This window comes from Streptococcus sp. ELY_86, from assembly GCF_058314495.1.
The window spans coordinates 14,653-35,706 of record NZ_JBZFUK010000002.1 but is presented as its reverse complement, the minus strand read 5'-3'; the positions used below and the strand labels follow the sequence as shown (position 1 = coordinate 35,706).

At 43.2% G+C, this 21,054-nt stretch carries 17 protein-coding genes and 2 riboswitches; of the genes, 15 read left to right on the top strand and 2 right to left on the bottom strand.

The genetic code is table 11. From position 1 onward, the window contains the following. Positions 1-240: 240 nt before the first annotated feature. The 8 genes from AC4HAN_RS03180 to AC4HAN_RS03145 all read left to right on the top strand — a co-directional run bounded on the left by AC4HAN_RS03180 (position 241) and on the right by AC4HAN_RS03145 (position 8,629). A complete protein-coding gene (locus AC4HAN_RS03180; RefSeq protein WP_491091157.1) occupies positions 241-2,013 on the top strand; it encodes a PTS mannitol transporter subunit IIBC in 1,773 nt (590 codons plus the stop codon). Positions 2,014-2,042: 29 nt separating this feature from the next. Then, the gene (locus tag AC4HAN_RS03175) at positions 2,043-3,995 is read left to right on the top strand and encodes a BglG family transcription antiterminator (protein WP_491091156.1); all 1,953 of its coding nucleotides are present in this window, start codon (positions 2,043-2,045) and stop codon (positions 3,993-3,995) included. A gap of 1 nt (position 3,996) precedes the next feature. After that, positions 3,997-4,434, top strand: a complete 438-nt coding sequence (locus tag AC4HAN_RS03170) for a PTS mannitol transporter subunit IIA (RefSeq protein WP_491091155.1) — start codon at positions 3,997-3,999, stop codon at positions 4,432-4,434. Between the two features lie 220 nt (positions 4,435-4,654). Then, positions 4,655-5,803 carry a mannitol-1-phosphate 5-dehydrogenase gene (locus tag AC4HAN_RS03165; protein ID WP_491091154.1) on the top strand — a complete coding sequence of 383 codons (1,149 nt, stop codon included), beginning with the start codon at positions 4,655-4,657 and terminating at the stop codon, positions 5,801-5,803. Positions 5,804-5,944: 141 nt separating this feature from the next. Continuing rightward, positions 5,945-6,277: a zinc ribbon domain-containing protein YjdM gene (locus AC4HAN_RS03160; RefSeq protein ID WP_491091153.1), complete on the top strand. Its 333-nt coding sequence runs from the start codon at positions 5,945-5,947 to the stop codon at positions 6,275-6,277. A 216-nt stretch (positions 6,278-6,493) separates the two neighbouring features. After that, positions 6,494-7,135: an amino acid ABC transporter permease gene (locus tag AC4HAN_RS03155; RefSeq protein ID WP_491091152.1), complete on the top strand. Its 642-nt coding sequence runs from the start codon at positions 6,494-6,496 to the stop codon at positions 7,133-7,135. A gap of 9 nt (positions 7,136-7,144) precedes the next feature. Continuing rightward, complete coding sequence (locus AC4HAN_RS03150; RefSeq protein WP_491091151.1) at positions 7,145-7,774, top strand: amino acid ABC transporter ATP-binding protein; 630 nt, start codon at positions 7,145-7,147, stop codon at positions 7,772-7,774. A gap of 21 nt (positions 7,775-7,795) precedes the next feature. Continuing rightward, a complete protein-coding gene (locus AC4HAN_RS03145; RefSeq protein ID WP_491091150.1) occupies positions 7,796-8,629 on the top strand; it encodes an amino acid ABC transporter substrate-binding protein in 834 nt (277 codons plus the stop codon). A 12-nt stretch (positions 8,630-8,641) separates the two neighbouring features. On the opposite strand, the gene AC4HAN_RS03140 is transcribed toward AC4HAN_RS03145, so the two are convergent. Both AC4HAN_RS03140 and AC4HAN_RS03135 read right to left on the bottom strand, forming a co-directional pair. Next, positions 8,642-9,844, bottom strand: a complete 1,203-nt coding sequence (locus AC4HAN_RS03140; protein ID WP_491091149.1) for a cation diffusion facilitator family transporter — start codon at positions 9,842-9,844, stop codon at positions 8,642-8,644. A gap of 85 nt (positions 9,845-9,929) precedes the next feature. After that, entirely contained in the window at positions 9,930-11,261 is a 1,332-nt protein-coding gene (locus tag AC4HAN_RS03135) for an alanine/glycine:cation symporter family protein (protein ID WP_491091148.1), read from the bottom strand. Positions 11,262-11,370: 109 nt separating this feature from the next. After that, positions 11,371-11,456, bottom strand: a riboswitch (glycine riboswitch). Beyond that, positions 11,457-11,543, bottom strand: a riboswitch (glycine riboswitch). 202 nt (positions 11,544-11,745) lie between these two features. On the opposite strand from AC4HAN_RS03135, the gene AC4HAN_RS03130 reads away from it, so the two are divergent. The 7 genes from AC4HAN_RS03130 (at position 11,746) to AC4HAN_RS03100 (ending at position 20,998) form a co-directional block, all read left to right on the top strand. After that, the gene (locus tag AC4HAN_RS03130) at positions 11,746-13,062 is read left to right on the top strand and encodes an FAD-containing oxidoreductase (RefSeq protein WP_491091147.1); all 1,317 of its coding nucleotides are present in this window, start codon (positions 11,746-11,748) and stop codon (positions 13,060-13,062) included. 261 nt (positions 13,063-13,323) lie between these two features. Beyond that, positions 13,324-15,606 carry a DNA helicase PcrA gene (gene pcrA / locus AC4HAN_RS03125; RefSeq protein WP_491091146.1) on the top strand — a complete coding sequence of 761 codons (2,283 nt, stop codon included), beginning with the start codon at positions 13,324-13,326 and terminating at the stop codon, positions 15,604-15,606. A gap of 184 nt (positions 15,607-15,790) precedes the next feature. After that, positions 15,791-17,071, top strand: a complete 1,281-nt coding sequence (locus tag AC4HAN_RS03120; protein ID WP_491091145.1) for an O-acetylhomoserine aminocarboxypropyltransferase/cysteine synthase family protein — start codon at positions 15,791-15,793, stop codon at positions 17,069-17,071. A 204-nt stretch (positions 17,072-17,275) separates the two neighbouring features. Further along, positions 17,276-18,529 carry a DUF2130 domain-containing protein gene (locus AC4HAN_RS03115; protein ID WP_491091144.1) on the top strand — a complete coding sequence of 418 codons (1,254 nt, stop codon included), beginning with the start codon at positions 17,276-17,278 and terminating at the stop codon, positions 18,527-18,529. 22 nt (positions 18,530-18,551) lie between these two features. Next, a complete protein-coding gene (locus AC4HAN_RS03110) occupies positions 18,552-19,304 on the top strand; it encodes an alpha/beta hydrolase (protein ID WP_491091143.1) in 753 nt (250 codons plus the stop codon). Between the two features lie 111 nt (positions 19,305-19,415). After that, on the top strand, positions 19,416-19,649 hold the full coding sequence (locus AC4HAN_RS03105; RefSeq protein WP_491091142.1) for a DUF1858 domain-containing protein: 234 nt from the start codon (positions 19,416-19,418) through the stop codon (positions 19,647-19,649). Continuing rightward, positions 19,649-20,998 carry a DUF438 domain-containing protein gene (locus tag AC4HAN_RS03100; protein WP_491091576.1) on the top strand — a complete coding sequence of 450 codons (1,350 nt, stop codon included), beginning with the start codon at positions 19,649-19,651 and terminating at the stop codon, positions 20,996-20,998. Before AC4HAN_RS03105 ends, AC4HAN_RS03100 begins: the two co-directional genes overlap by 1 nt. Positions 20,999-21,054 lie beyond the last annotated feature (56 nt).

The following is a 21,054-nucleotide window of genomic DNA, read 5'->3' as shown; positions in this document are numbered from 1 at the left end:
GTTAATTGAAATAAAATAATTCAGATATTCCAGACAATGACTGCAAAAACATAGGTTTATATTTTGACGGCTTACTGATGTAAACACCTGCTGCATGTTTGATGCAGTCTGACCGGACAGTACTTTAATTTTAAATTGTCACAGGAAGCCATAAATGTCAAAAACATTTTGCCAAAGTTTGAGTTTCATTGGAAAAAGGATGGTGGTATAGTAGTATCAGAATAAAAAGGAGGCGTTCTGATGGAACAAAAATCTTCACTAAAGGTTCGGATACAAAAACTCGGAACCTCATTATCAAACATGGTTATGCCTAATATTGGCGCCTTTATTGCTTGGGGGGTTGCAGCTTCGCTGTTTATCGCAACCGGCTATCTGCCTAATAAAGATCTGGATGCCAATGTTGTCGGACCAATGCTCAAATATGTGCTGCCCCTCTTAATCGGTTATACCGGAGGGTATAATATTCACAAGCAGCGCGGCGGCGTTATTGGTGCGATTGCTTCCTTTGGTGCGATTGCAGGGTCAACAGTAACCATGTTCATTGGTGCTATGGTCATGGGGCCTTTATCAGCTTGGCTTTTGAAAAAATTCGATGAAAAAGTTCAGCCGAAAATCAGAACCGGTTTTGAAATGCTGGTCAACAACTTTTCACTTGGATTGATTGGTTTTGCCCTGATGGTGCTTGCCTTCTTTATCATCGGACCGGTTGTTGCCCAATTAACAGAATGGGTAGGCCTGGGAGTTGAAGCGATTGTCAAAGTCCATCTCCTGCCGTTAGCAAATCTGATTATTGAACCGGCTAAAATTCTCTTCTTGAACAATGCACTTAACCATGGTATCTTTACTCCTCTTGGTACTGAACAAGTGGCTAAGGTCGGTAAGTCCGTTCTCTTCTTGCTGGAAGCTAATCCGGGACCTGGTCTTGGTGTTTTGGTTGCTTATGCAATGTTTGGCAAAGGTTCTGCCAAATCCACTTCTTGGGGAGCTATGATTATCCACTTCTTTGGGGGTATCCATGAAATCTACTTCCCGTACGTTATGATGAAACCAGCGATGTTCTTAGCTGTTATTGCCGGCGGTCTTACTGGTACCTTTACTTTCCAAACCCTTGGTGCCGGACTGACAGCGCCTGCTTCACCGGGATCAATCATCGCTATCATGGGGATGGCACCTAAAGGCTGGGGCCCTCACTTGGTCGTTCTTGCCGGTGTCTTCGCAGCAGCGATTGTATCTTTCTTAGTAGGTTCAGTGATTCTCAAGGCCGACAAATCTGATGATGGTTCCCTTGAAGCAGCACAGGAAGCTACTCAGGCAGCAAAAGCTGAGTCTAAAGGAAAAGCAGTTAAAGCAGAACCGCTCAATGCAGACATTACAACGGATAATATTCACCAAATCATTTTTGCCTGTGATGCCGGTATGGGCAGCTCAGCTATGGGAGCATCCATTCTTCGTGACAAGGTGAAAAAAGCAGGTTTGGACATTCCTGTAACCAACCAAGCTATTTCTAATTTGCAGGATACTGCTAATACATTGATTGTAACACAAGAAGAGCTGGCTGACCGTGCGGGACAAAAAACACCGCGTGCGGTACATGTCGCTGTAGATAATTTCTTGGCAACTCCTAAATATGATGAAATTGTTGCCAATCTGACAAATGATTCTGCTGTTTCTCAAACAAGCGACAGTTCTGCAGCAGACGCTGACAGCAATACAGAAATTGATTTAAACCATATTGATGCCGTGGTCTTTGCTTATGGAAAAGCTAAAGGTTCAGCAACCATGGGACAGGAAACACTTCGTTCAATCTTTAAAAACAATGAGGTCAGAATTCCGGTTTCAACAGCAGCGTATAAGGATTTAAATGAGTACAATGCTAAAAATATTTTAGTGGTAACAACGATTGCGCATCAAGGAGAAGCACAGCAGTCGGCTCCTCATGCTCAGCTCTTGGTCGTTGACAGCCTTGTGACAACACCGGAATACGATAAGCTTGTTGCCAGAATGCATAAGTAAAATCAATCGTAATAGTGTATAATAAGTTTATGCTACTAACAAAAAGAGAAGAACAACTGCTGAAAGCTTTCCAAGATTATGGAAAGCTTTCAATCAAGCAGCTGGCAGATTTGCTGAAGGTATCGCAGCGGACCGTGTATCGGGTTATTTCTGATTTAACAAAAAGTCTTAATGCCATTAACATCAGTATCATCAAAGAAGATCAGTATTATTTTTTAGTGGGAGAATTAGAAAATTTAGCGGATTTTCATTATTTGGATACTTACGAGCAGTATGAGCGGCTGAATTTGATTACTTATAAGCTCTTACTGGCTGCTGACAGAATTACCAACGAGCAGCTGCAGGCTGATTTTAAGGTATCAAATGTGACCATCATCCAGGATATCGCAGAAATAGAAAAACGTTTAGCCGATTTTGATGTACACTTAGAGCGTAAAAAAGGCTATCAGCTGCTAGGCGACAGGAACGCTCTGCGGCGTTTGCTGGCTGTTCTCTTAACAAATAATATTTCTGTTTCTGATTTTTGGGCCGGGAAATACGGACGTTTTACAGATATTGACAGTACTAAGCTTGCCATTGCCAAGCAGATTTTTCAGGCCTCACAGACTGACCTGCCTGATTTAGATGCTAAGATGAATGAATTTTTTACCATTCTCTTAGCCCTGTCGGGCTGGCAGGACGGTGAGCCGGTCGGACCAAACATCAGCAAAGCTGCACTTGATTTTTCACAGAAAATCTACACAGAATTTTCACAGCAAACCAATCAGTTTTACAATATTCAGGAAATTCTTTACTATGCGAGCGTACTGGATGAATTGGTTATCAAAAGACAGGAAACGCCTCTCTTTCATGAAAAGTTTGACAGTGCCTTTTACTATAATATTTCCAATCTCATTGATAAGGTGTCGCTTTATACCAAAATCAATTTTGCAAAGGATAAGACACTGTTTCATTTTCTGTTTAACCATATTCGTCTGAATTTGGCAGTCCCTCAGATTTTTGAAGATAAATCCAAAGTCAGCATCGCTCATGATGCGGCAGCCGGCAATGACTACCTTCATCGGGTTGTCAGTCTTTTGGTTCAGGATATCTTTCCCAAATACCTGCAAAAAGAGTCTGAATACGAGCTGATCACACTGCATTTTGCTTCTAGCCTGAGACGAAGTCCGGATATCTATCCGATTAAGATTTTGCTTTTGACAGATGAGAGGCCTTTGGCGAGAGAACTTTTGATTACCCGCATTAAGACAATAGCTCCTTTTGTTGATAAAGTTGATGTTAAGGCTCTGAATCAATATGAAACAGCAGATCAGGATTATTATAACTGTGTCTTATCTACCAAACCTTTGCCGGATAAAGATGTTAAGCATATCCCTATTTACCCGGATGCTAAAGAAATCCTGCAGCTTCAGGAGTATCTGCAGGATACGCAGGCCCATCAAAAGATTATTATCCGCGATGAACCTCAAAGGTCAGCCGGTTATGATTTGCAAACATATTTTGCAGCTGCTCAGCAGCTTTTGCAGGAATTTTCCTATCAAAAAATTGACAATCCGGATCAATTTGAAACCAGTGTTCCTAAGATTATTGATACTTTGGATATGGTATCAGACAAAAGTTATCTGTCTGATAAACTGCTGAGACGTTTTGCAGTCAGTCCCTTAGCAATTCCGGAAACAAATTTGGCCCTTTTGCATACGCAGTCCAGCAAAGTAAAGAGGTCGTGTTTTAAAATTTATGACTTAAAAAGGCCTGTCAAAGCACTTTCCATGAATTATCAGGAAGAGACGGTCAACAGAATTTTGGTCATGCTGACTAAGATGGACGAATCGAGTGAAATCAGAGATTTAATGACAGCAATCAGTCAGTCCATTATTGAAAATCACCTCTACACAGAAATCTATAAGACAGGTAATAAAGATATTATTTATCAGTTGTTGAATCAAATATTTACAGAAAAAATAAAGAAATTGGAGACCTAAGATGGAATTTCAAAAAGACTTAATCAAACTGAATCAGCATTTTGCAGATAAGGAAGAAGCCATCCGTTTTTGCGGTCAGCTCCTGCTTGACGGTGGTTATGTAGAGCCTGCTTATGTTGATGCTATGATACAGCGCGATAAAGAATTGTCTGTTTACATGGGCAACTTTATTGCTATTCCGCACGGAACCGATGATGCTAAGAAAAACGTTCTGAAATCCGGTATCACGGTTGTTCAGGTACCTGACGGCGTGAATTTCGGAACAGAAGAAGATCCTCAGGTTGCTACAGTGCTGTTTGGTATTGCAGGAATCGGTGATGAGCACCTGCAAATCATTCAGAACATCTCTATCTTTTGTGCAGATGTCGACAATGTTGTCAAATTAGCTGATGCACAGACAGAAGATGACGTTATCAAACTGTTGAGCAATGTGAACTAAATACGGGCTGCAACACTGAGCAAAAAAACAGCTTCGCTTAGAGTTTTTGCGACGCTTGGGTTTAAATTCGTCGTAGACGTCTGAACTCTCTGCGCCTTACAGGCATTGAGAGTTCTAGTCGTCCTGACGAGGGTGCGTCAACGAAATCTCAGATTTCTGACTTACCGCTTATTTTGCTTTGTGTCGCTGACGCCTTTGTATCTTAAATAAAGGAGAAACCATGAAAAAAGCAGTACATTTTGGTGCCGGAAATATTGGACGCGGCTTTATCGGGCAAATTTTATTTGAAAATGGCTTTGCTATTGATTTTGTTGATGTCAATGAGAAGATTATTGACGCTCTCAATGAACGGCACGCTTATGAGATTGAAATTGCCGAAGACGGCAAACGCCATATTGCTGTGTCAAATGTTTCGGGAATTAATAATAAGGATAACCCTCAGGACGTTGTAGAAGCGGTAGCGCAGGCTGATTTGGTAACGACTGCTATCGGTCCTAATATTTTGCCTTTGATTGCAGAATTGATTGCCAAAGGGATTGAAACACGCCGTGAAAATAATAACCGGCAGCCCCTTGATGTTATTGCCTGTGAGAATATGATCGGAGGCTCCGCTTTTCTTTGGGAAGAAGTGCAAAAATACCTGAGCACTGAGGGCCTTGCTTTTGCTGAAAACTATATCGGTTTTCCAAATGCAGCGGTGGATCGCATCGTTCCTGCTCAGACCCACGAAGATTCTCTCTTTGTCGTGGTTGAGCCTTTCTCTGAATGGGTTGTCGAAACAGCAGCCATGAAGAATCCTGATCTGAAACTCTCAGAGGTTCACTATGAGGAAAACCTGGAACCGTTTATCGAAAGAAAACTGTTCTCGGTTAATACGGGTCATGCGACAACAGCCTATACCGGTGCTTATTTTGGCGCTAAAACAGTCTTAGAAGCCCTTCAAAATCAGCAGGTCAAAGAGCAGGTCAAGGCTGTTCTGGGAGAAATTCGGCAGCTCTTGATAGCTAAATGGAATTTCAAGGAAGAGGATTTAAAAGCTTATCACGATATCATCATCAGTCGTTTTGAAAATCCTTATATTGTTGATAATGTCACCCGTGTGGCTCGCACACCGATTCGAAAATTAGGTTATGATGAACGGTTTATCCGTCCTATCCGTGAACTAAAGGAACGTCAGCTGTCCTATGACAATCTTTTGCAAACTGTTGCCTATGTCTTCCAATATAAGGACGAAACAGATGAACAAAGCGTTCAGCTGCAAAAACTCTTGCAGGAAAAACCGCTGGAAGAGGTTATTAAAGAAGTAACAGGATTAACAGATACCATCTTGGTAAAAGAAGTGGCAGCCAGTATTCAATCTTTAGCATAAAAATAAAAAGCAGCTAGATTCAAAACGTTAGCTGCTTTTTTAACAGCCTGCCGGCTTATTCGGAAATGAGGAATTTAGGGCTTGCCAAGCGGTAAAAACTCAGGTAAACTTAGATAGTAATAAAACAACTAAGGAGTTTATATGTCTTTACCAAATTGTCCAAAGTGCCAGTCAGAATATGTTTATGAGGATGGTCTTCTTTTAGTCTGCCCGGAATGTGCTTATGAATGGAATCCGGCAGAAGCAGATGCTGATGAAGGCCTTGTCGTTCTTGATGCCAATGGCAATAAACTGGCAGACGGTGATACTGTCAGCCTGATTAAAGATCTTAAAGTTAAAGGGGCACCAAAGGACCTGAAACAAGGGACGCGTGTCAAAAATATCCGTATTGTTGAAGGGGATCACAATATTGACTGTAAGATAGAAGGTTTTGGCGCCATGAAATTAAAATCGGAATTCGTTAAAAAGCTGTAGGCCACAGCAAATGTTTTTTTGAGGGAAGCTGAAAAGAGCAGGGGGAATTTTTCGGTAAAAGCTATCGAAAAAGAATCCTGCTCTTATTTAGTTTTTAAAATGGATTATCCTCTTCAATGATTTGGATGATAAAATACGGTTAAAGATTCAAATCTGCCTATCAAACTTTCAGAAAATTTGGTATAATAAGAAATGATTATCTTTACAGGAGCGGTTATGTCTTATATATCGGAAGTTTTACCCAGTCTTTTAGATGGGGCGCTTATTACATTACAGGTTTTTTTTATTGTCATTGTCCTGTCTATTCCTTTAGGAGCTGTTTTGGCTTTTCTGATGCAGATTAGGTTCAAGCCCTTACGCTGGCTGCTCAATCTGTATGTCTGGGTCATGCGTGGAACACCGCTTCTGCTGCAGCTGATTTTTGTTTATTATGTACTGCCGAGTGCAGGGGTCACTTTTGACCGGATGCCGGCAGCAATTTTGGCTTTTACCCTGAATTACGCTGCTTATTTTGCGGAAATCTTCCGCGGCGGTATTGAAGCTATTCCTAAGGGGCAGTATGAAGCGGCAAAGGTGTTAAAACTGAGTCAGCTGCAGACAATCCGTTATATTATCCTGCCGCAAGTGGTTAAGATTGTTCTGCCCAGTGTTTTTAATGAGATTATTAACTTGGTTAAGGATTCCTCGCTGGTTTATGTTCTGGGAGTGGGAGATCTGCTTTTGGCCAGCAAAACAGCAGCCAACCGCGATGCAACCTTAGCACCGATGTTTATTGCCGGCGGTATTTATTTGATTTTGATTGGTATCGTCACGATCTTGTCTAAGTATGTTGAGAAGAAATTTAGCTATTACAAGTAAGGGTGAATCATGTTAGAATTAAAAAATATATCCAAACGATTTGGTCAGAAAGTGATTTTCGATCAGTTTAATTTAAGCATTCCTGAAGGCAAGATTCTGTCGTTAGTGGGACCGTCCGGCGGCGGCAAGACCACCCTTCTTCGGATGCTGGCAGGGCTTGAAAAAATTGACTCCGGTCAGGTTATCTATAATGACGAGGAAGTTCCCATCAATCATTTAGAAAATCGCAATTTGCTGGGCTTTGTTTTTCAGGATTTTCAGCTGTTTCCGCATCTGACGGTTTTAGATAATTTGATTTTGTCACCAACTAAAACGATGAACATGTCAAAAGACGAGGCTAAACAAAAAGCCAGAGAGCTTTTGAAACGCTTAGGACTGCAAGAGCATGAGAATGCTTATCCTTATTCTCTGTCGGGCGGACAAAAGCAGCGGGTGGCTTTAGCGCGTGCCATGATGGTTAATCCTAAAATTATCGGTTACGATGAGCCGACCAGTGCCCTTGATCCGGAGCTGCGTCAGGAAGTGGAAAAGCTGATTTTGCAAAATCAGGAAATGGGAATTACGCAGATTGTTGTCACGCATGATATGCAGTTTGCGCAAACTATCTCTGATGGGATTATTAAAATCAATCCAAAATAAAAAGAAGGTTTAGGTAGTAAAATGACGTTTAAGAAAATAATTTTGGGATTTTTTGCCGTCTTTTTGGCAGTCACTTTGGCTGCCTGCGGCAAAAAAGACAGCAATGCTAAGGATAACTGGAAAAAATTTGAATCAAAGCAAACCATCACCATCGGTTTTGACAACACCTTTGTTCCTATGGGATTCAAGGATAAAAACGGAAAGAACGTTGGTTTTGACATTGACTTAGCCAATGCCGTCTTTGCCAAATACGGTATCAAGGTTAAATGGCAGCCTATCAACTGGGATTTGAAAGAAACTGAGTTAAAAAACGGGAAGATTGATTTGATTTGGAACGGTTATTCAAAAACAAAGGAACGTGCCCGTAAGGTCAGCTTTACAGAACCCTACATGAAAAATGATCAGGTTCTGGTTGCTAAGAAATCCTCCGGCATTGCCAGCTTTTCTGACATGAAAGGAAAGGCTCTGGGAGCGCAGTCCGGATCATCAGGCTATGATGCCTTCACGGCTAATCCAAAGGTTTTAAAGGATATTGTCAAGGATAATGATGCTACTCAGTATGAAACCTTCACACAGGCCTTTATTGATTTGAAAAATGACCGCATCGACGGCCTCCTGATTGACCGTGTCTATGCCAATTACTATCTTAAGCAGGAAGAAGAGCTGGAAAATTATAACATCATCAAAGGCAAATATGCCAGCGAAGATTTTTCAGTCGGCGTGCGTAAGTCAGACAAGACCTTGGTCAAGAAGATTAACCAAGCCTTCAAGAAACTTTACAAAGAGGGCAAATTCCAAGAAATATCTAAGAAATGGTTTGGCGAAGACGTCGCAAGCAAGGCCATAAAAAAATAAGTCCCGCGGGACTTATTTTTTTAGTTTAAGGATCAGTGTGATCTGGTGATAAATGAGCAGCCATTGTTCATGCCTGCGCCAGAGACTGCTGTGACGGCAGCCATCCAGTTCATAGGTAATGAGCTTGGTTTTCTGGCTGATGGTAATCATTTTAAAATAAGTGAAATTGCTTGCTCTGCTTTGCCGCGATTGGAGGAAATTCTTTTTGGTAACGATATGGCCATCTTCATCAATCAGGGCAAAATGTTCTGCCAGCAGATCTTCATAATCGGGAATCTTGGATAAGATGATTTTTTCATATTTGTGAAGCTTATGATAAACATTTTCAAAGATTTCATCCTCTGGAATGGCGGCAGGCTCAACATGTATGTCAATATCATAGACATTGAAGCGTTCCTGCAAAAGGTTTTCTACCCTCTCTGTAATATCATGGCTCTCATAAACAGATAAATCCGGATTCATTTCTAAAACCAAATCTAAATAAACATTGCTGCCGTAGGTACGTCCGCGCTGGGATTTAACCGCGGAAATTTTGGGGATTTCTAAAATAGCTTTTTCGTATTCCTGCAGCTGTTTGTCATCAAAGCCATCAGAAAGGCTGAAAGCACTGGTCATAAAGATATCGTAAGCTGTCTTTAAAATCAAAAAGGTAATGATAATAGCAGCGATTTTGTCAATAATAGGGAGGCTGAAGCTGCTGGCTGTGACAGCGATGGTTGTTCCAAGTGAAGTCAGAGCATCAGAGAGATTGTCTTTGGCAGCTGCCCTGAGAGCTCCGGATTTCAGCCGTTTGGCTAAACTAATGTTATAGCTGTAAACCAAAAGCATAAGAGCGGCCGATATGAGACCGACAAACGCTGCAAGAGGATCGATTCTGACGTGATCATCGTGGAGCAATTTATGGATGGTTTCAAGAAGCACTTGAAAACCTACGGTAAACATGATAAAAGAGGTCACGAGGCTGGCCAGATCTTCTATTTTCCAGTGGCCGAATTTGTGGTCGCGGTCTGCGGGTTTGCTGGCTAAGTGCAGTCCAATGAGAATCGTTGCATTTCCGACAATGTCTGAAGCATTGTTAAAGCCATCCGCCGTTAAGGATGCCGAATGCAGAAAATGTCCAGCAAGAAGCTTAAATACAGTTAATAATAAATAAACAATGATACTGAGCACAGGACCGCGCTGTGCCAGTTTGAGATTATCTGCCGGTGTCGCCATAATGTTCTCCCGAAAGTTGTTAATAGTCCTTATTATAACACGTTTACGGCAAAACAAAAACCATTTAAAAAATGGTTTTTGCGCTTTATTTTTTAGTAGCAAAATATGTCTTTGTCTCTTTAATAATAATCGGTGAAAGCATGAGCAGAGCGATTAAATTCGGAAGAGCCATCAACCCGTTGACAATATCTGCGATAATCCAGATTAGTTCCAGCTTGAGGAAGCCGCCGAGGCTGACCATGATAACGAAAATAGTGCGATAAACAGCGATGTATTTTGTTCCAAAGAGAAATTCAAAACAGCGTTCCCCATAATAAGACCAGCCAAGAATCGTGGTAAAGGCAAAGAGGACCAGACAAAGTGTCAGGGCAATGGCTCCCGGTGTTCCAAAAACAGTTGAAAACGCAGCCTGAGTCAAAGGTGCACCTTCCAAGCCTGCAACTGTCCATTTACCCGTTACCAGAATAGAAATCCCTGTCAAAGTACAGATAATCAGCGTATCAATAAAAGTTCCTGTCATTGAGATAAGACCTTGTTCGACAGGCTGTTCAGTCTTGGCAGCAGCAGCGGCAATCGGTGCAGAACCAAGTCCTGATTCATTGGAGAAAACACCGCGGGCAATCCCTTTTTGGATAGCTTCTTTGACAACAGCTCCGGTAAAGCCGCCGACAGCAGCAGTTCCGGTAAAGGCTCCGGTGAAAATGGCCTTAAAGGCCGGTATAATCTGATCGGCATTAACGAAAATGACACTCAGAGTAGCAATGATATAGATGACTGCCATGAAAGGAACGATTTTTTCAGACACCTTGGAGATAGACTGAATACCGCCAAAGATAATAACAGCAACAATAACAGCGACGATGATACTGACAATTTTTGGTGAAAAATGAAAGCTGTTTTCAAGAGAAGAGGTAATGGAATTTACCTGCGAGAAGGTTCCGATTCCTAGGAAAGCAACAAGAATGCCGGCAACAGCAAAGAATACTGCTAAGGGTTTCCAGTGTTTGCCCATCCCGTTAGTGATATAGTACATCGGGCCGCCTGAGATTTCACCGTTAGCATCTTTGGAACGGTATTTAATAGCCAAGAGCCCTTCTGAATATTTGGTTGCCATACCAAAGAAGGCAGCAACCCACATCCAAAACAAAGCGCCGGGTCCGCCGGCTTTGATAGCTGTGGCAACCCCAACAATATTCCCTGTTCCGACAGTAGCTGCAAGAGCTGTTGCCAGTGCCGCAAAACTTGAGATATCCCCTTCACCTTTGTCATCGGTAAAGATGAGTTTAAAAGCTTTGGGAAGTTTTAAAATCTGCAAAAGTCCCAACCGCATACTGAGATAGATACCGGTACCTACCAAGAGAATCAGCAAGGGTGCGCCCCAGACGATATTGTCAAGGGCTTTAAAAAAGTCCAACATGAAAACATATCTCCTTTAGCGATTGCGTTTTTTCACAGAAAAAAGAAGCTGTCTGCAAACAACTTCTGTGAGTACATGATAAGCAAGACCAAGAAAAACTCTAAAAACCTACTTATCTTCTGTCCTTTTGCCTGAGAGATTGAGCATATGCCTTGCCCCTTCGGCGCCTAAAAAGGTCTCTCCAGAAGTCCGTCAGTTTATCAGTCCTGTCTTTAGACACCTGAAAGTATTACTCCTTCGGTGAAAGATGGTCAGCCATCTTTTCTCTCCTGAAAAACGTCAATCGGCTTTAATATAGTAAAATTATAATATAATAAAAGTCGAATGATGTCAAGACGGCTTTCCTGTTTTCTTGGTTAAAAGCCGAATGATTATCAAAAAGACAGCTTTGCTTGGCCTGTCTGCTGCTGATTCCGTAGCAGATATATGACAAAAGCTCTGTGACTTGGTAGAATGGCATTATTAGAATAAGAGGGAGACAAATATGAAAACATATGACTTATTGGTTATTGGTTTTGGCAAGGCCGGAAAGACCTTGGCAGCTAAGATGAGCAGCCTTGGCAAGAAGGTCGCTCTGGTAGAAAAGGATGCGCTGATGTACGGCGGAACCTGTATCAACGTTGCCTGTATTCCGACAAAGACCTTGATTCATGCAGCTGAGGAAAATCTGTCTTTCACTCAGGCAATGGCACTAAAAGATGTCGTTACAGCACGTCTTCGGCAAAAAAATCAGGCTGCACTGACAGGTTCGGGTGCAGATCTCTATACAGCCAAAGCCAAATTTCTTTCTAATAAAGTGGTAGAACTCTCTGCCGGCGATGAACGTGAACAGCTGAGTGCTGAAGTCATTGTCATCAACACAGGAGCTGTTTCCAACCAGCTGCCTGTTGAAGGCTTGGCAGAAAGCCGCCATGTCTATGACAGCACAGGCATTCAGCAGTTGGAGAGTCAGCCTGAGCGTTTGGGGATTATTGGCGGCGGCAATATCGGTTTAGAGTTTGCCAGTCTCTATGCTCATTTAGGCAGTCAGGTGACGGTCTTTGAAAACTCACCGATGATTCTCGGCCGTGCCGATGAAGCAGTGGCACAGCTGGCGAAATCTTACTTAGAAGAAGACGGGGTAAATTTTATCCTTTCAGCTCAAGTAGAAAAGGTAAGCAACCAAGGTGAAGCGGTGCTTGTAAGGTCAAACGGCCAAACGTATGAATTTGATGCGGTTCTTTATGCGACAGGACGAAAGCCTAATGTCAAGGACTTAGGACTTGAAAATACCGATATCCAATTAACTGAGCGCGGTGCTGTGCAGGTGGATGATTTTTGTGAGACGACCGTGGAAAATGTCTATGCTGTAGGGGATGTCCACGGCGGTCTTCAGTTTACTTATACGTCGCTTGATGATTTTCGGATTGTGTTTGGAAAACTGACCGGCCAAGGCAGCTACAGCTTGAAAGAGCGCCGCAATGTTCCTGCTACCATCTTTATTCAGCCGCCCCTGTCTCAGGTTGGTTTGACTGAAAAAGAGGCTCAGGCTGCAGGCCTGCCTTATCAGAGTAAAGAATTAGCTGTTGCCGCTATGCCGCGTGCTCATGTCAATAATAATCTGCGCGGTCTCTATAAGGTGGTGGTCAATCCAGAAACTAAGGAAATTCTCGGTGCTACACTTTTTGCTGAAACTTCTCAGGAAAATATTAATCTGATCAAGATGGCCATGGACAATCAGATTCCCTATACTTATCTAAAAAATCAAATCTTTACTCATCCGACAATGGCTGAGAATCTCAATGATGTTTTTAATTTTTAGAAAGAGAGGATGGCAAAAGTCCAATCTCCCCATTTAGAGTTCATTTTAACCCCTAACGCAGGGGGTGAGAAGATGAACTCTTTTATTATTTCCTGAGTTCTTTTCTTTTTAGCTTTAAAAATGGTACAATAGACAGGCATCATTATAGGAAAGAAAGGAATAAAACAGCAGAGTCAGATTTGTCTGCTTGTGCAGAATTCGCTAATCCTGAAGAAGACTGTATTTGCGAAAAGTCAAAAGACTGGCTCTTGGTTAAGTGCAATGAATCCTTTATTAAACGGAATGAATGAAAAACAGGCAGAGGCTGTTAAAACGACAGAAGGACCGCTTTTGATTATGGCAGGAGCAGGTTCCGGTAAAACACGGGTTTTAACTCACCGCATTGCCTACTTGATTGATGAGAAAATGGTCAACCCTTGGAACATCTTGGCTATTACCTTTACCAATAAGGCGGCGCGTGAGATGAGAGAGCGGGCTGCGCTTTTGAATCCTGCAACCAGTGATACTTTGATTGCGACCTTTCACTCGATGTGTGTGCGGATTCTGCGCCGTGAAGCAGACCATATCGGCTATAATCGTAATTTCACTATTGTTGATCCGGGTGAGCAGCGCACCCTTATGAAACGCATCATCAAGAATCTTAATCTTGATTCTAAGAAATGGAATGAACGAGCCATTTTGGGAACCATTTCCAATGCTAAAAATGATCTCATAGATGAAGCAGCGTATGAAAATCTAGCCGGCGATATGTACACGCAAATCGTGGCCAAGTGCTATAAGGCCTATCAAGAAGAGCTGCGCCGCAGTGAAGCTATGGATTTCGATGATTTAATCATGCTGACGCTGCGTCTCTTTGATAAAAATCCTGATGTATTGGCTTACTACCAGCAGCGTTATCAGTATATCCATGTCGATGAGTATCAGGATACCAACCATGCCCAGTATCAGCTGGTTAAGCTTTTGGCTTCCCGCTTTAAAAACATCTGTGTGGTCGGTGATGCGGATCAGTCAATCTATGGCTGGCGCGGTGCTGATATGCAAAATATCTTGGATTTTGAAAAGGATTATCCACAAGCCAAGGTCGTTCTTTTAGAGGAAAATTACCGTTCGACTAAAAAAATTCTGCAGGCGGCTAATGAAGTCATAAAAAACAATCGCAACCGCCGTCCTAAAAAACTCTGGACTCAAAATGCCGACGGTGAGAAGATTGTTTATTATCGGGCTGAAGATGAGCGCGATGAAGCTGTCTTTGTTGCCTCAACGATTGACAGTATTGTGCGAGAGACGGATCATAATTTTAAAGATTTCGCTGTTCTCTACCGTACCAATGCCCAGTCACGGACCATTGAAGAAGCCCTGCTCAAATCCAATATTCCCTATACCATGGTCGGAGGAACCAAGTTCTACAGCCGCAAGGAAATCCGTGATGTCATTACTTATCTTAATGTCATCGCCAACGGTGCTGACAATATTTCTTTTGAACGCATTGTCAATGAACCTAAGCGCGGTGTCGGTCCCGGGACCTTAGAAAAAATCCGATCTTTTGCGGCTGCTCAAAACATGAGTCTGCTGGAAGCTTCAGAACAAATCATGCTCTCAAATATCAAGGGGAAGGCTGCTCAGGCTGTCTGGGATCTGGCCAATACCTTGCTTAGTCTGCGGGCTGATTTGGATCAGTACAGTATAACCGAGCTGGTCGAAGAGGTCTTGGAAAAGACAGGCTATATGGAGGCTCTGCAGCTGCAAAATACACTGGAAAGTCAGGCTCGGATCGAAAATATTGAGGAATTTTTATCTGTCACTAAAAATTTTGATGACAATACTGAAGATAGTCCCGAAAACGAAGCAGGTCTTGATAAACTCAGCCGTTTCCTTAATGATTTGGCCTTGATTGCCGATACGGATGAAGGCGATGCTGAAGCAGCCGAAGTGACTTTGATGACTCTGCACGCCGCTAAGGGCTTAGAATTTCCGGTTGTCTTTATCATCGGTCTTGAAGAAGGGGTCTTCCCTTTGTCTCGCTCCATTGAAGAAGCTGATGAATTAGAAGAAGAGCGCCGTTTGGCCTATGTTGGCATTACCCGTGCAGAAGAGCTCTTGTTCATTACTAATGCCAATGCCCGTACCCTTTATGGACGGACGGATTATAACCGCGAAAGCCGATTTATTAAGGAAATTTCAGAAGATTTGCTGACTTATCAAGGCTTAGCGCGTCCTGCAGCTACATCTTTTAAAGCCAGTTATACTGACGACAGACCTGCTAAATTCGGTCAAGGCATGAGTCTTGCCCAGGCTTTGCAGGCGCGCAAAACCGCAGCACAGCCGACAAACACCAAATTGCCTCTGGCAAACGCTGCCGCACATTCAGACGCTAAAGCAGAGATTGATTGGCAGATTGGTGATACTGCCTGCCATCGCAAATGGGGAGACGGTACAGTTCTTGAAGTGACCGGCAGCGGCAAAACTCAAGAACTTAAAATTAAGTTCCCAGATGTCGGCCTGAAAAAGGTTTTAGCCAGTGTTGCACCCATTGAAAAGAAATAATACGTTCTTGCGCGACAAGCTTTTGTTTTTGAGAGGTGTTTTATCGGTGCAGGATATTTCTGTTCTGTACAGCAACTGCAGTGGGGTATAGTTTTCGGCTATACCCCTTCTAGACGGATAACTATTAGCCAGTAAAGGATTTTAGGTGTACAATAACTCTAGTTATGTTTTTGGAGGAAAGCTTATGACGAAAGACTATTCATTTGAAACCCTGCAGCTGCATGCAGGTCAAACGGTTGATCCGACGACTAAGTCGCGGGCTCTGCCCATTTATCAAACCACATCTTATGTTTTCAACGATTCGCAGGATGCTGAGGATTCTTTTGCCCTGCGCACAGAAGGCAATATCTATACACGAATTACCAATCCAACGACTGCCGTTTTTGAAGAACGCATGGCTGCTCTTGAAGGCGGTGTCGGTGCTTTGGCGACAGCTTCTGGGATGGCAGCCATTACCTACACTGCCTTGGCCTTGGCCCATGTCGGAGACCACATCGTGTCAGCAACCACAGTATACGGCGGGACCTTTAACCTGCTCAAAGAAACGCTGCCGCGCTATGGGATTACAACCAGCTTTGTGGACGTGGCTGATTTTGAAGCTATCGAAGCAGCTGTCAAGGATAATACCAAGTTTATTCTGGCTGAGACATTGGGAAATCCTTTAGGCAATGTTGCCGATCTTGAAAAATTGGCAGAGATTGCCCACCGCCACAATATTCCTTTGGTTATTGACAATACCTTTGGCACCCCTTATCTGATCAATGTTTTTTCTTACGGTGCAGATATTGCCGTGCACTCGGCAACCAAGTTTATCGGCGGTCACGGCACGTCTATCGGCGGTGTAATCGTGGACTCGGGCAAATTTGACTGGGAAAAATCCGGCAAGTTCCCGCAGTTTGTCGATGAAGATCCGTCTTACCACAATCTCAGCTATACCCGTGATATCGGGGCAGCAGCCTTTATTACAGCTGTTCGCACACAGTTGCTGCGCGATACCGGAGCCTGCCTGTCCCCTTTTAACGCTTTTCTGCTGACACAGGGTCTAGAAACTCTGTCTTTGCGGGTTGAACGCCATGTCGAAAATGCCAAGAAAATCGCGGAATATCTGGAAAAGCATCCCAAGGTAACCAAAGTTAACTATGCCAGCCTGCCATCAAGCCCTTATTATGAACTGGCACAAAAATACCTGCCAAAGGGTGCCAGCTCCATCTTTACCTTCAATGTTGCTGGAGGAGCAGAAGCTGCTCGCAAGGTTATTGACAGCTTAGAAATCTTTTCGGATCTTGCCAATGTCGCTGATGCCAAATCTCTTGTGGTTCATCCGGCGACCACAACTCACGGCCAGATGAGCCCGGAAGATCTTCTTGCCTGCGGTATCGAACCCAATCAGATCCGTGTTTCTATCGGACTGGAAAATGCTGATGATTTAATTGAGGATTTAGGCTCAGCCTTAGACAATATTTGATCACATAACCGGATTGAGAAAGCTTTGTATGAACTAATGACTATCCCCTGTCTGTCAGACAGGGGATGCTTGTATTTTTAAGTGCCTTGGCAACAACCTCTGATAATCAAGAATCTATCTGCAATTTTTAAAGGAATTGTCAGACATCGCTGCCGGTTTTATTTTTTGCTATAATAGAGCTATAAATTTTATAGGGGTGTAGTCATGAATAATATCAAATGTCCGCACTGCGGGACAGTTTTTACCATCAATGAAACAGAATACAGCCAGCTTTTGGCGCAGGTGCGCAGCAGCGAATTTGATAAGGAACTGCATGATCGCTTAGCGCGTGAGACGCAGCTTTTGGAAGAAAAGTCGAAAAACAATCTGCAGCAGGAGTTAGGTAAGAAAGACGCTGAGATAGCTGAATTAAAAGCAGAAATTGAGAACTTATCCTCTGTCAATGCCCTTGAAATGGCTAAGGCTCTCTCTGAAAAGGAAAAAGAAGTCACCGATTTGCAGAATCAGCTGGATAAGGCCGCCCTGAAAAAAGAAGCAGAGCTGGCTCAGGCAGTGACAGCTGTTGAAAAAGAGCGTGATGAGGCTAAAAATCAGCTGACACTGCAGGAAAAAGAAAGTGAACTGGAGCTTTCGTCAGTGCGCAGCGACTATGAAAGTCAGCTTAAGGCGGCCAATGAACAAGTAGAATTTTATAAGGATTTCAAGGCGCAGCAATCAACCAAGGCTATCGGGGAGAGCTTAGAAATTTATGCTGAAACAGAATTCAACAAGGTGCGCAGCTATGCTTTTCCTAATGCCTATTTTGCTAAGGATAATGAGGTTTCCGGCCGCGGTTCTAAGGGTGATTTTATTTTTCGTGAGGCCGATGAAAACGGTGTTGAATTTTTGTCTATCATGTTTGAGATGAAAAATGAGGCGGATACGACCAAAACCAAGCATAAGAATGCTGATTTCTTTAAGGAGCTTGATAAGGACCGCCGGGAGAAAAAGTGTGAGTATGCTGTCTTAGTGACGATGCTTGAGGCTGAGAATGATTACTATAATACAGGCATTGTCGATGTCAGCCATGAATATGAAAAGATGTATGTGGTTCGGCCGCAGTTCTTTATCCAGCTGATCGGGCTTTTGCGAAATGCTGCGCTCAATTCACTCAAGTACAAGCAGGAGCTGGCTTTGGTGCGTGAACAAAACATTGACATCACGCATTTCGAAGAAGATCTGGAAAGCTTTAAAAATGCTTTTGCCAAACACTATACCAACGCCAGCACCCAGTTTGAAGAGGCCATCAAACGCATCGATGAATCCATCAAGCAGATGGAAAAGGTAAAAGAAGCGCTGCGTATCAGCTCAGGCCATCTCAGCAAGGCTAATAATAAACTGGACGACGTTTCGGTTAAAAAACTGACCCGCAAAAACCCAACCATGAAGGCAAAATTTGCTGCTTTAGATAACGATTAAACAAAGAAAGAAGGCTTTAACGATGGAAATCACTATTGAACGGGATGGTTTAAGTCTATTTGGCTTATTGGAAGGAACTCAGACGATCGAGAACGATAGAATTGCTATTTTAATGCACGGCTTCAAAGGAGATCTGGGTTATCAAAAAGGAAAGCTGCTCAATGACTTGGTTCAGTCGTTAAATGCTGCTGGTCTGCCCACTCTTCGTTTTGATTTTAACGGCTGCGGCAGAAGCGGCGGGCGCTTTGAGGACATGACTGTTTTAAGTGAGCTGCTCGATGGTCTGAAGATTATTGATTATGCCCGCCATACTGTAAAGGCTAAAGAAATTTACCTGGTCGGGCATTCTCAAGGCGGTGTGGTTGCCAGTATGCTGGCAGGCTATTTCCCGGATGTTATTGATAAGCTGGTCCTGCTTGCACCCGCTGCAACTCTTAAAGATGATGCGCTTAAGGGGGAATGCCAGGGTGTTGTCTATGATCCGCATCATATTCCCGACAGCATTGTGATCGATGGTTTTACTGTTGGGGGGGATTATTTCAGAACGGCTCAGACCCTGCCGATTTATGAGGTGGCACAGGTTTACCAAGGACCAACTTTACTGGTGCATGGTGATGCTGATCAAGTTGTCAGTTCTGTCGCTTCGGAACGCTATCATGCTGTTTATCAAAATGACAGCTATCATTTGGTCAAAGGAGCCGATCACGGCCTGTCCGGTGAAAACAATCAGCGGCAGACAGTGCTTGATTTGGTCAGCCGTTTTTTAGAAAAATAAAACTTTTTAAAAGGGGTAAGGGTATTAACTCAGGCTGGTTCGGATTTTGGATATGAATTCTCGCTTGATTTTCGTTATAATAGGGTTATCACCATATTATGAGGTATAATCATGAACAATACAATAGATTTATCAAAACCCGTTGCACAGACCATTAAGGAGCATCCCGAGGTCAAGGCTATTCTGGTGGAACTGGGCTTTAAGCCCTTGGCTAATTCTGCCATGCTCAATACCGTTGGCAAGGTGACAACGCTGGCGGCAGGCTCTAAGATGACCGGCATTTCCCTTGCTGAAATTAAACGGACGTTGGAATTTAACGGCTATGAAGTGATTGGAGACAAATGATGGCTGATGAAAGAATTGAAGTCTTAAAAGATATTTTATTGGAACTCCACCACGGTGCCAGTGCTGAGTCTGTGCAGGAGCGGTTTAATCGGCATTTCAAAGGTGTTTCTGCCATTGAGATTTCCATGATGGAACATGAGCTGATGAATGCGGATACCGGTATTACCTTTGAAGATGTAATGGATCTGTGCAATGTCCATGCCAATCTTTTTAAGGGAGCCGTTTCTGGCGTTGATGTACCTGACAGTGAGCAGGAGGGGCATCCGGTCAAAGTGTTTAAGGATGAAAATTTGGCTCTGCGTGCCGCTCTTATGCGGATTCGCCGGATTATCGCCAATTACGGCAAACCTGAAAATACGGACTTTCGCAAAGAAATGTTAAAAGGTCTCAGGCATCAGTTTGCTTTACTGGGGCAGTTTGACAATCACTATACCCGCAAGGAAAAACTCTTCTTTCCTATTATGGAAGGCTATGGGCACGATGCGCCGCCCAAAGTGATGTGGGGAGTGGATGATAATATTCGTCAGCTCTTTAAAAACGCTAAGACGGCTCTGGAGAAGCTGCCAGAGGGTTCTATTGAGGAGGTTTCTGAGCAATTCGAGATTTTTGCTGATGAATTTGAAGAAATGATCTTCAAAGAAGAAGCTATCTTGCTGATGATTCTTCTGGAGTCTTTCACACAGGACGACTGGCTGCAGATTGCTGATGAAAGTGATGCTTACGGCTATGCTATTCTCAAACCGGCTGAAAAATGGCGCCCTCAGCGTGTATCCTTTGATGATGCTGAAAGAAAAAATGACGGAGAGCCGCAGGCGGAATCTTCAGCAGAGCCATCATTGGAAGAATCTGGCAATAAGCGCATCATTGAGACACCGGAAGGTCAGTTCACTATTACCTTTACACCTAAGGAAAGCACAGCAGCTGACCGCGCGGCTCAGCAGCCTTTTGGCAATGGCTATCTGTCGGTTGAACAGGCCAACCTTATTTTGAATCATTTACCTTTGGAGATTACTTTTGTCAATAAGGATGATATCTTTCAATATTACAATGACAGTGTTCCGGCTGCCGAGATGGTTTTTAAACGTACACCCAGCCAAATAGGGCGCAATGTCGAACTCTGCCATCCGCCCAAAGTTTTGGACAAGGTCAAGAAAGTTTTTGAAGTCCTGCGTTCCGGTCAAAAAGATAAGGTGGAGATGTGGTTTCAGTCTGAGCGCCTGGGCAAATTTGTCTATGTTACCTATGCTGCGGTTCGTGATGAACAAGGGATTTTTCAGGGAGTTTTGGAATACGTCCAAGACATCAACCCTTTCTTTGAATTGGACAGCGACAGCAAGCGCGATGTATAATTAAAAAATTAAGGAAACAGAAGTCAAAAAAATAGCTGTCTGGTGAATGTCCAAAC

Coding starts and splice junctions, on each gene's coding strand:
- AC4HAN_RS03180 (WP_491091157.1), top strand. CDS start 241: ATGGAACAAAAATCTTCACTAAAGGTTCGGATACAAAAACTCGGAACC.
- AC4HAN_RS03145 (WP_491091150.1), top strand. CDS start 7,796: ATGACGTTTAAGAAAATAATTTTGGGATTTTTTGCCGTCTTTTTGGCA.
- AC4HAN_RS03140 (WP_491091149.1), bottom strand. CDS start 9,844: ATGGCGACACCGGCAGATAATCTCAAACTGGCACAGCGCGGTCCTGTG.
- AC4HAN_RS03160 (WP_491091153.1), top strand. CDS start 5,945: ATGTCTTTACCAAATTGTCCAAAGTGCCAGTCAGAATATGTTTATGAG.
- AC4HAN_RS03120 (WP_491091145.1), top strand. CDS start 15,791: ATGACGAAAGACTATTCATTTGAAACCCTGCAGCTGCATGCAGGTCAA.
- AC4HAN_RS03155 (WP_491091152.1), top strand. CDS start 6,494: ATGTCTTATATATCGGAAGTTTTACCCAGTCTTTTAGATGGGGCGCTT.
- AC4HAN_RS03175 (WP_491091156.1), top strand. CDS start 2,043: ATGCTACTAACAAAAAGAGAAGAACAACTGCTGAAAGCTTTCCAAGAT.
- AC4HAN_RS03105 (WP_491091142.1), top strand. CDS start 19,416: ATGAACAATACAATAGATTTATCAAAACCCGTTGCACAGACCATTAAG.
- AC4HAN_RS03150 (WP_491091151.1), top strand. CDS start 7,145: ATGTTAGAATTAAAAAATATATCCAAACGATTTGGTCAGAAAGTGATT.
- AC4HAN_RS03115 (WP_491091144.1), top strand. CDS start 17,276: ATGAATAATATCAAATGTCCGCACTGCGGGACAGTTTTTACCATCAAT.
- AC4HAN_RS03110 (WP_491091143.1), top strand. CDS start 18,552: ATGGAAATCACTATTGAACGGGATGGTTTAAGTCTATTTGGCTTATTG.
- AC4HAN_RS03135 (WP_491091148.1), bottom strand. CDS start 11,261: ATGTTGGACTTTTTTAAAGCCCTTGACAATATCGTCTGGGGCGCACCC.
- AC4HAN_RS03100 (WP_491091576.1), top strand. CDS start 19,649: ATGGCTGATGAAAGAATTGAAGTCTTAAAAGATATTTTATTGGAACTC.
- AC4HAN_RS03130 (WP_491091147.1), top strand. CDS start 11,746: ATGAAAACATATGACTTATTGGTTATTGGTTTTGGCAAGGCCGGAAAG.
- AC4HAN_RS03170 (WP_491091155.1), top strand. CDS start 3,997: ATGGAATTTCAAAAAGACTTAATCAAACTGAATCAGCATTTTGCAGAT.
- AC4HAN_RS03165 (WP_491091154.1), top strand. CDS start 4,655: ATGAAAAAAGCAGTACATTTTGGTGCCGGAAATATTGGACGCGGCTTT.
- pcrA (WP_491091146.1), top strand. CDS start 13,324: ATGAATCCTTTATTAAACGGAATGAATGAAAAACAGGCAGAGGCTGTT.